This is a genomic window from Nonomuraea spiralis (assembly GCF_014648435.1).
In the GTDB taxonomy this organism is placed as follows: Bacteria; Actinomycetota; Actinomycetes; order Streptosporangiales; family Streptosporangiaceae; genus Nonomuraea; species Nonomuraea spiralis.
The window spans coordinates 1-9,344 of the sequence record NZ_BMRC01000067.1; the positions used below are offsets into that span (position 1 = coordinate 1).

Below are 9,344 nucleotides of genomic sequence, written 5' to 3' on the forward strand. Positions count from 1 at the left end.
CCCGACACCGGCAGTCGCTTGAGGCGGCTGACCAACGGCATCGACGCGTGGAGCGCCCGGTGCGTGGAGACGCGCACGCCGGGTGCGGCGGGCGGGCCGGGGAAGCCCACCGTGAGCAATCACGGCAGGGCGCCCCGGTCCGACCCAACAACGGCGTTGATCTTGCCGGGGTCAATCAATCGTGATGACGAGTTTTCCGGGCGCGTTGCCCGCCGCCAGGTCACCCACCGCGGTGGAGGCCTCCGCCAGGGAGTACGTGCGCCCGACGGCCGGTCGTACGGCCCCGGCCTCGATGAGGTCGCGCAGCGTGTCCAGGTCGGCGGTGCGGGTCAGCGAGATCGGCGCGTCCAGGCGCTGGCGCGTGAACGGGGTGATCAGCCGGACGGCCAGCGGCCGGCCGAGCCCGCCGAACCACCGACCGCCGCCCTCGCCGCCGACGATGGCGAGCCGGCCGCGCTCGGTGAGCAGCCCGCGCAGCAGGGCCAGCGGCCGGATGCCCGCGATGTCGATGATCAGATCGTATGTCCCGGTGAGCGGCTCGCGCGTGTAGTCGATGACGGCCTGGGCGCCCAGTGACCGGACGAGGTCGGCCTTGGCTGTGCTGCACACGGCGGTGACGTGGGCGCCGCCGGCGACCGCGAGTTGCGTCGCGAAGCTGCCCACTCCGCCGCCGGCGCCGATGACCATGACCTTCTCGCCGGCGGTGACCTGGCCGACGGCCCGCAGCGCGGTCACCCCTGACACGGGTACGGCCGCCGCTTCGGTGAAGCTCAGGCTGGCGGGCTTGCGGGCGAGCTTGCCCGGGCGGGCGAGCGCGAACTGCGCGTACGCGCCGGTCGCCGCGCCGTACACCTCGTCGCCGGGGCGAAACGCGGTCACGTCGGCGCCGACGGACTCCACGACCCCGGCCACGTCCATGCCCGGCACGCGGTTGCGGGGCCTGCGCAGGCCGAAGCCGAGGCGCCCGATGAGCGGCAGCCCGGTCATGACGTGCCACACGCCGTAGTCGACGCCGGCCGCGTGCACCCGGATCAGGACATCGCCGGCACCGGGCGCCGGAATCGGGACCTCGCCGAGGCTCAGCATGTGCGGCGGGCCGTACTCGTCCTGGACGATCGCCCTCATGAGGGGTCTCCTTCGGTGTCGGGGTACTGGAAGACGTCGTCGAGTCCGACCCGGAACACCCGGGCGATGCGGAACGCCATCTCCAGCGAGGGGGAATAGCGACCCTGTTCGATCGCGATGACGGTCTGGCGGGTGACGCCGACCCGGTCGGCCAGCTCGGCCTGGGTCATCTCGTCGTGCGCGAACCGCAGGGCCCGGATCGCGTTGGTGACCCGCGTCGGCTTCACCACGCCTGGAAGCCGCCCTTGCGGTACGCCATGATCTTGGCAAACGAGCTGAGCACCGCCGACAGCACGAACGCCAGGTAGACGGCGTTGGCGATCCAGAAGTGGCGCAGCTCGGCGATGGCCATGACCAGTACGGCGAGCGCGCCGATGACGAGGATCGACTGCCCGATGCGCTCAGTGACCCGGTTGATCTCACGGTCGCGCTCGTCAGTGCGGTCGGCGCCGTGGCCGCCCGCGATGGCCATCACGATGTTGGCCACGATCGCGGCGACGATGGCGCCACCGATGGTCCACAGCAGAGTTCCCGCGTAGGCGACGTCGGCGAGCGGGCCGTCGCCGGCCCGGCCCAGGACGGTCGCCACGTAGATCGCGTACGCGCCGACGGAGACCACGATCATCACCCAGGCGCGCTTTTCCTCGAAGGCCATGCCCGCTCCTCATGTAAAACAAAGCTGACATCAACCAATGTAAAGCGCCCCAGACGCCATGTCAAAGTTTATTTACATGCACGACCGGCGACGCCATAGCGCCCGGCGCGGTGTTGCCGCAAAACATCCACAGTCGGCCGGACGGCGCAGGTCGCACCGGCCCGCCCTCATCGGAAGAGCCGGCGCTCGCAGAGCTTCACGCTGGTCAAGCAGAGGGACGGCAGCACCGGTATCCGCGCCTTCTATCCCAGGTGACGCTGATCGGCCACACCGACCTCACAAGGCGGAGGGGGCCGCCTGCGACCACTCGGCCACTGCCCCGGGCGGGCCATGCGGCTCTCACCCTGCCGCTAGTGCACCACCCAGCTCAGCCGTGATGAGGCGATAGTGGGCTTCAGATGCGGGGCCGAAGGGTGCGCCGGACGGCGACGCCGCCCAATGCGAGAGCGGGGATGAGCAGGATTCCCGCTTCGGTCCATTGGAACTGCCAGAACCTGCTCGCGGGGTGGAATTCGGCGACCTGTCGATAGCCGTGGCTGAAGGCGCACTTGGCGTACTTCTTGGTCGTCTCGTCTGTCCCGCAGGAGCCGGCGAGCGCGAGCTCTCTCTCCTGCGAGGTGTACTTCACGCCGTCTCCGTCGATCCAGTAGCTGTTCACGTACAGGGAGTCATCCGGTGCGGGGTCGTCCATGACCGTGGCCTGCACGGCTCGCTCCGGCGTCGCGTAGAAGGACGGCGCCCTGAGGAGTCCGAAGAATGCCAACGCGCACACCGCCAGGGTCACCGCCATCGCCGGCAGGGTCCGCCGGAACAGCGCGCCCGTGGCCACGCCGAGCACGAACGCGGACAACCACCACGCCGCCGGAACGATGCCGACAAGGCGGAACCAGTTCGGGTTGCCGAAGAAGTTGACCGGGAAGGCGGGACTGTCGAAGGCGGCCAACCACGCGTTCACGATGCCGCCCAGCACCAAGCCGCCGAGCGTGACAGCGGCGCCGAGCCCGCCGACCTTGGTCACCAGCCAGCGGCGCCGCGTCACCGACTGGGTCCAGGTCAGTTGGTGCGTGCCGTGCTCGAACTCCCGGGACAGCAGCGGAGCGCCCCAGAAAGCGCCGATCATCGCCGGGGCCAGCAACGGAAGCCACCCGACGATCTCACCCACCGACCACATCCACTCCATCATCCCCAAGGTGTAAGTACCGCATGCGTCCGGGTCCGTCACGCAGTCGGTCGCCGGGGTGTTCTGGGCGGCGAAGCCGGCCGCGCCCAGGCCGTTGATGAGCAGGACCGCGCCGAGGACGGCCAGCAGCGCCGTGGTGAGGAGCACCTGCATGCGGTGCTGCCGCCAGGTAAGCCACAACACTTCGATGTCTCCTTAGCGGTCAGGAAATGGTCAGGGTCGGACGAGGCAGCGAGGTGGCGTCGGGGCGGCGCAGGTAGGCCAGCACCAGCTCCTCCAGGCTCACGCCGGACGCTCTCCATCGCGGGTCGTGCAACGGCGTTCCCGGGCCGGTGTGGGCCAGTAGGTCGGCCTGCCGTTCGGTACGGTTGTCGCTGATCACCGGCATCCGGGCTGCCACCCCGTCGGCGAGCTCGGCCGGGCCGGACAGCATCCGGTGGGCGGCGAGCAGCTCGTCGACCTCGCCGCTGATCTGGACCTGGCCGCGGTTGAGCACCACCAGCCAGTCGCAGGTGTTGGTCAGGTCGGACACCACGTGGGAGGACAGCACGACGGTCATCTGGGTCTCGGCCACCGCCGCCATCAGGGAGCGCATGACGTCGTGCCGGGCCACTGGATCGAGGTTGGCCAGCGGCTCGTCCATGACCAGCAGGTCCGGCCGCTTGGCCACGGCGATGGTCAGCGCGACCTGCGCCTGCTGACCTCCGGAAAGTTTGCCGACCTTGCGGTTCAACGGGATGTCCAGCTCCGCCAGCCGTTGCCGGGCCAGGGCGTCGTCCCACCCCGGATTGAGATGGTGTCCGAAGCGGAGCATTTCAGCGACGGTGAAGCCGCCGTAGAGGGGTTTGTCCTGAGCCAGGAACGCCACCCGCGCCAGGGCCGCCGCCCGCTGCCCGACCGGTTCGCCGAAGACACGCACGCTGCCCTGGGTGGGCGCGATCAGACCGACGGCCAGGTGCAGGAACGTGGACTTGCCCGCGCCGTTCGGTCCGACGAGCGCGACCACCCGGCCGGCGGGGACGGACAGCGTGCAGTCGCGCAACGCCCACGTGCCCCGATACCGCTTGGTGAGCCCCGTGGACTCCAGGGCCGTCGGGCTCTGCGCTGGGACGGCGAACTCACCGGATCCGCCGCCGAACATTCCTACCATCCGATCCGCCGTCATGCGATCTCCTCCCGGAGGGAGTCAGTGAGCACCGAGGTGAACAGCGCCTCCATGTCCTCTTGGTCGAGCCCTGCTTCACGGCAGCCGCGCACCCACCGGGCGAGATCACGGCGGAACCGGGTGTGATCGGCCATGGATCCGCCGCCCAGGGACCGCTGCACGAACGTGCCCAACCCAGGTCGGCCAACGACCAGGCCCTCGCGTTCCAGTTCGCGGTAGGCCTTGGCCACTGTGTTCGGATTGATCGCGAGGTCGCTGACGACCTCTTTGATCGTCGGCAGCCGGTCGCCCGGCATGAGTGCACCGAGCCGCAAGGCGTGTTTGACCTGATGCACCAGTTGCAGATAGGTCGCCACACCAGAGCTTGGATCGAGGCGAAGATTGATCATCGCAATACCCTTTTCCTATTAGATTAGTAAAAGGGTATTTATGTCCACGATCTTCGTCAACTCGGCCTCCTGGCCCCTCGCGCGGGTCGTCGTCGTCACTTCGCCCCCAGATTCGGTCCGCACTGCCGGCCACAGAGCAGCTCTGCGCGACAGGAGCGACGGATCGCGGCTCGCACAAACGCGGTTCTGCGAGAGCACCGAGGCCGGACTTGGCGGGCACGGTGGCGCAGGTCGCCATTCGCAGAACGTCCTCGCAGAACCGGCGGGTTGTGCGAGGACGTTCTGCGAGAGCAGGCGGGTGGAGCTGACACCGGAGGAGGCCGCCGCGGCGGTCGAGCGGTTCGACTGCCCGAGCTGTGAGGGGATGGCCCCGTCGCCGTGTCGGACGCGGGGCGGGAAGGTCGCTTCCAAGTACCACGCCGCGCGGTTCATCCTGGTGCCCGCGCTGCGTGAGCTGCTGGAGGTGGCGGTCCCGGCTGGACGCCGACCTGGTGCGCGCCGGTGGCGGCCGCCGAGGTCGCTGCGTCCGCACCGGCGATCCGGATCGGGTACGCGCGATGTTCGACCAAGAACCAGGAGCTGGACAGCCAGCTGGTGGCGTTGCGCGCGGCCGGGTGCACGCGGATCTTCGCCGAGAAGATCTCCACGCGGATCAAGGTGCGGCCCGAGCTGGATGCCGCGCTGGCGCTGTGCCGGGACATCAAGTCGGCCGCGCCCCGGCCAGACAGTGATCTTCACCGTGCACGAGCTGAAGCGGCCCGCACGCCACGCCGCCGAGCTGATGGCGCTGGCGGGCGGGCTGCAGCTGTTCAGTCACACCGAGAACGAGACGCGCTACTTCATCACCCCCACCGGCCCCTACGGGGCGCCACCAGAATCGGTGGACCCGGCCCATCTCTACACGCCGGCGACACTGGCCAAGATGGCCGCGGTCTTCGGCCGCCAGCAGGCCGACTCCATCGTGTCCTCGCTCACGGGCAGTGCGTATGAGCAGTGCGTATGAGGAGCTGGCGGAGTTGTTCACCACCGCCATCTGGACACAACCGGCCCTGGCCTCCTACCGGCGCTTCACCGAACTGGGCCGCACCACCTACGCCTACCGCTTCGACCGCGTCTCACCAGGCAACCGCCGGACTGGCAAGCTCGCTTTCCACATGTCCGACATCCCGTACGTGTTCGGCCGCCTCACCCCCGCCGAGGACTACGACGAGACGGACGCGCACGTGTCGCAAACCATGACCCACGCCTGGACGGAGTTCGCCCGCACCGGCGTACCGAGCAGCCCCGACGGCACCCCGTGGCCCGCCGCCACCCGTACGGCACCTCATCTGACGATCGTCAACGACAAGACCCACAGCGCCCCCCCTGACCATCAGCCCAGTCATTGAACTGATCAACTCCCTGCGGGCGAGCGCCGAGCCTCGCTGAGCCTCCGGACGTCGATCCCGCTGTTCTCGGCACCGTCGCGCGAACGCGCCGTACTGCTGGGGACATCGAGTAAAAGGCAAGACCAGCTATGCCGAAAGGCCAGCGCTATGTCATCGGGTTGAACGACAAGGGCAAGTCCACGCCTTGAACTCCGGCGGGTAGGACTTCATCGTCTCCGGATCTCCATCCGGTACTCAAGGTGTCCACACCTCAGGGGGAGGCCCCTGGTGGATCACCCACCGCCAGAACCACTCTTCATCACGGTCGATCTGTGCGCCCACCGCGGGCGGGCAGACCACTGCTCCACCAAAGAGGTCAAACGATTCTGACACGGCACTAAGAACGGCCCCGCTCCCCCGCATCGTCGGTGCGAGAGACTACGAAGCTGCCCCTCCCGTGAAACCGCCCCTCACAGACTCGTGATCATCCAACCCAACCCGCCCGGCCCGCAGGCGGGCAGCCAGGATCTCGACCAGGTCGGCCGCGCTTTTCTGGACTAGCGGGGCAGCCGCTTCGCCGTCGGCCTCGCCGACAGCGGTTCGGGCCTCGTCAAAGCGGCGGAGGGCTTGGGTGTAGGGGATTCCTTCGGCGGCCGCGAGAGCGCGGGCTTGTTCGCGGCGGGCGGCGCTACTGTTTCTGGGCATAGTGTCGTCCTGTTCCGGCAGAGCCCCCACGCTGCCTTGCCTTCGTGGATGCACATGCGCTCAGCAGGAAGGAAGACGAACTTCGCGGGCCCGAGGGACCTTGGCCTACGGTGCCACCGCGTCGGCGCTGGTGCGGAAATGGGCCGCGGGAGAGCGCAGCCGACCTGCGTGCCCGGCAGGGTCGCGGCACAGCCCGCTGGCCACCGTGCTGAGCGACTTCTACCACGATCTGCAGAGTGAGCGCAGGAAGACGCCGTACCCGCTGGAGGAGATCCGCCAGGTTGCCGGACGGCACGCCCTGCCGCTTGAGTAAAGGGTCACCCACCACTTGAGGAGGCGCACGCCGATCGGGAAGAACGCTCCGCAATGGTGAGGCGCCTGTCAGGAACTCATCTGCCTTCGGGGACCTGAGCCTGCTGGCCGACAAGGACCCCGCGCTGTGGCTGCCCCATCGAGGCGGTGCGCTGTCGCTACGTCACCGGGTGGGCGGATATCAAACGCCATGGGCAGCTCAGCGTGGACGCCGCGGAGAAGGCCGCGTTCGACCAGGTCGCGCAGGGCTGCCCGAACACGCCCCTGGCCCAGCCTTCCTGAATCGGGGCCATCGGTCGGAAGCGCAGGATGATTTTGTCGGTGAGATGTAGCTGCTGCGTGTTCTTCCCCGGCGGTACGCCGGGCATCGTCGACTCTCTCTACGCGCGAACAATTGTGGGATTTCCGGTAAGTGTGATGACGCTCCCAGGCGTGTAGAGGGTGTGGAGCAACTGAACTTCGAGGAGTTCTACCGAAACAGCAGGGACGCGTGCCTGCGTGCCGTACTGGTCGGCACCGGGAACCCGCACCTGGCCGAGGACCTGGTCGCCGAGGCCTACGCTCAGGCGTGGAGCGCCTGGCGCAAGGTGCGGGCGCATCCCGCACCGCTCGCCTGGGTCGTGCGCACCGCGCTCAACACCCACGTCTCGTGGTGGCGTAGACGCCGCCGTGAGGTCGCACTGGCCGGCCAGGACGCCGAAGGACACCAGCAGACGCAGGGCATCGACCCCGCGCTGATGGCAGCCGTGCGGCGCCTGCCCAGGCGGCAGCGGGAGGTGGTGGCGCTGCGGGTCTTCCTCGACCTAGACACAGAGACCACCGCCAAAACCCTCGGCATCGCTCCAGGCACCGTCACCGCGCACCTGGCACGGGCCGTCGCCACACTGCGCAGTGACCTCGCCACCGCCATCACTCAGGAGGGCCAGCCATGAACGACGTCTTCGACATCATGAGGGAGTCGATGGAGGGCGTGCACATGCACACCCCCGTCGAGCGGATCGTCGCGGCAGGCCGGGCGCGCCGCCGCAGGAAAGTCACGGCGATAGCGGCGGGGGCCGCCGTGGCCGGGGGACTGACGCTGGCCGTCGCGACCAGCAGCCCGCAGGTCAACGCACCTCCCGCGGGCCTGCACGTCCAGCTCGCCGCCTTCTCCGTCGACAGCAACGCCGACGGTACGGTCACCGTCAAGCTCACCAAGGAGCAGACCCTCGACCCGGCGACCCTGGAGAGCACCTTGGCTCAGGCGGGCATCCCGGCTGACATACGGATCAACGAGTTCTGTCAGTCCCCGGTCGACATCCCGGGCTTCGACAAGGTCATGTCCAGCAGCAAGGACGAGGACGGGCGGCATGTTGTGATGACCATCGATCCGGCGGCCATGCCCGCCGGGACGAAGATCATCGCTGGGATCAGAACGCCCGGCTACCTGCCGGACAACCCGAGCAAGCTGGGCGCCGTCTTCGGTCTGGCCCATGTCGGCGACACCCTCCAGTGCAGCACCGAGCTCCCCAGGTAGATCCAGCGATGGGCGTTCGCCTGCCGATTCTGGACTGTTCAGCACAGCCAGGCCGAACGCGCCGCACCCGCCTGCCAGTGTCATGACGATTCATGGCAGCAGGTCGGCGCTGCGCTGACCGCGGTGCGGCGGGGAAGAACACCAGCGGCACGACCACGGCCCCGTCACCACCAGTCCTGAGACCAAGCTGCAGCGCTGCTATTTCTCATCGACATTTCCGGCCCGGGCGATACCCACCGGGTCATCGGCACCCTCGCTCCCGGCAGCTCCAAGATCTTCGAGTACGGGGAAGGCGTCTACGTCCCCCGATAGAACAGGTCTGACAGCCGCAGGCAGGACGAGCCCCCGCCCGGCCCTGGCTCATCCCAGGGGAGATCGGGCGGGGGCACCATGACGTACGGCCGACTCGAACTCCTGACGGGCAGAGGCGGGAACGTCGTCGTCGACGCCCGGCGGCAGCGAGTGGAGCCTGGTCGGCCCCAGTGCCGTCTACGACGCGACCGCCACCAAGTTCCGCGTCTACGTGCAATGGCGAGACGCATCGCCTGCTCGCCCCTCGAACCAGCAGCCGACCTTGTACCGCTTCATAACTCATCGCATCGTGCTTGATCTGCGGCTTTGACCTCCAGGCGCCGTGCGAGCAGGATCGCGGTCTGTGTCGGTTCGTCTGCTGTATCTGACCTTGATTCGGGTATTCGGCTGGCTGGTGTTGCTAGGGCGTGGCCAGGCGTCCAAGGATGTCGAGATCATGGTGCTCCGGCATGAGGTTGCCGTGTTGAAGCGTCAGGTCGTCCGGCCGAAGCCGGACTGGGCCGATCGGGCACTATTGGCGGCCTTGGCCCGCTTCCTGCCGACGGTGCTGCGAGCTCATCGGCTCGTAACCCCCGGCACCCTGTTGGCCTGGCATCGCCGCCTGATCAAACGCGCATG

The 9,344-nt window shown here is 68.4% G+C and carries 14 protein-coding genes and 1 pseudogene; 8 read left to right on the forward strand and 7 right to left on the reverse strand.

Annotated features, from left to right (window positions below):
• Positions 1-171 precede the first annotated feature (171 nt).
• From IEZ27_RS53045 to IEZ27_RS53070, 6 genes are all read right to left on the reverse strand, one after another.
• Entirely contained in the window at positions 172-1,125 is a 954-nt protein-coding gene (locus tag IEZ27_RS53045) for an NAD(P)-dependent alcohol dehydrogenase (RefSeq protein ID WP_189654257.1), read from the reverse strand.
• A complete protein-coding gene (locus IEZ27_RS53050; RefSeq protein ID WP_093892252.1) occupies positions 1,122-1,355 on the reverse strand; it encodes a helix-turn-helix transcriptional regulator in 234 nt (77 codons plus the stop codon). The genes IEZ27_RS53045 and IEZ27_RS53050 overlap by 4 nt, the downstream gene beginning before the upstream one ends.
• Positions 1,349-1,780: a hypothetical protein gene (locus IEZ27_RS53055; RefSeq protein ID WP_189654258.1), complete on the reverse strand. Its 432-nt coding sequence runs from the start codon at positions 1,778-1,780 to the stop codon at positions 1,349-1,351. Before IEZ27_RS53055 ends, IEZ27_RS53050 begins: the two co-directional genes overlap by 7 nt.
• A 394-nt stretch (positions 1,781-2,174) precedes the next feature.
• Entirely contained in the window at positions 2,175-3,113 is a 939-nt protein-coding gene (locus tag IEZ27_RS53060) for an ABC transporter permease (protein ID WP_189654259.1), read from the reverse strand.
• A gap of 49 nt (positions 3,114-3,162) precedes the next feature.
• On the reverse strand, positions 3,163-4,125 hold the full coding sequence (locus tag IEZ27_RS53065; protein ID WP_229825311.1) for an ABC transporter ATP-binding protein: 963 nt from the start codon (positions 4,123-4,125) through the stop codon (positions 3,163-3,165).
• A complete protein-coding gene (locus IEZ27_RS53070; RefSeq protein ID WP_189654260.1) occupies positions 4,122-4,514 on the reverse strand; it encodes a GntR family transcriptional regulator in 393 nt (130 codons plus the stop codon). Before IEZ27_RS53070 ends, IEZ27_RS53065 begins: the two co-directional genes overlap by 4 nt.
• A gap of 364 nt (positions 4,515-4,878) precedes the next feature.
• Between IEZ27_RS53070 and IEZ27_RS55845 the strand changes: the two are divergent.
• A pseudogene (locus IEZ27_RS55845) lies at positions 4,879-4,923 on the forward strand (hypothetical protein); the annotation flags it as partial.
• 19 nt (positions 4,924-4,942) lie between these two features.
• Here IEZ27_RS55845 and IEZ27_RS54815 read toward each other — a convergent pair.
• Positions 4,943-5,161, reverse strand: coding sequence for a hypothetical protein (locus IEZ27_RS54815; protein WP_229825316.1), 219 nt, complete (start codon positions 5,159-5,161; stop codon positions 4,943-4,945).
• Here IEZ27_RS54815 and IEZ27_RS54820 point away from each other — a divergent pair.
• The 7 genes from IEZ27_RS54820 to IEZ27_RS53100 form a co-directional block, all read left to right on the forward strand.
• The gene (locus IEZ27_RS54820; protein ID WP_229825314.1) at positions 5,109-5,504 is read left to right on the forward strand and encodes a recombinase family protein; all 396 of its coding nucleotides are present in this window, start codon (positions 5,109-5,111) and stop codon (positions 5,502-5,504) included. The two genes, IEZ27_RS54815 and IEZ27_RS54820, sit on opposite strands and share 53 nt — an antisense overlap.
• The gene (locus tag IEZ27_RS53080) at positions 5,501-5,902 is read left to right on the forward strand and encodes a carboxylesterase family protein (protein WP_189654261.1); all 402 of its coding nucleotides are present in this window, start codon (positions 5,501-5,503) and stop codon (positions 5,900-5,902) included. The genes IEZ27_RS54820 and IEZ27_RS53080 overlap by 4 nt, the downstream gene beginning before the upstream one ends.
• A gap of 784 nt (positions 5,903-6,686) precedes the next feature.
• A complete protein-coding gene (locus IEZ27_RS53085) occupies positions 6,687-6,899 on the forward strand; it encodes a hypothetical protein (protein WP_189654262.1) in 213 nt (70 codons plus the stop codon).
• A 146-nt stretch (positions 6,900-7,045) separates the two neighbouring features.
• Complete coding sequence (locus IEZ27_RS55235; RefSeq protein ID WP_268246149.1) at positions 7,046-7,180, forward strand: hypothetical protein; 135 nt, start codon at positions 7,046-7,048, stop codon at positions 7,178-7,180.
• 161 nt (positions 7,181-7,341) lie between these two features.
• Positions 7,342-7,830 carry a SigE family RNA polymerase sigma factor gene (locus tag IEZ27_RS53090; RefSeq protein ID WP_189654263.1) on the forward strand — a complete coding sequence of 163 codons (489 nt, stop codon included), beginning with the start codon at positions 7,342-7,344 and terminating at the stop codon, positions 7,828-7,830.
• Positions 7,827-8,414, forward strand: a complete 588-nt coding sequence (locus IEZ27_RS53095) for a hypothetical protein (protein WP_189654264.1) — start codon at positions 7,827-7,829, stop codon at positions 8,412-8,414. Before IEZ27_RS53090 ends, IEZ27_RS53095 begins: the two co-directional genes overlap by 4 nt.
• Positions 8,415-9,069: 655 nt before the next feature.
• The coding region (locus IEZ27_RS53100; RefSeq protein WP_229825275.1) for a hypothetical protein at positions 9,070-9,344 on the forward strand (275 nt) is incomplete at its 3' end.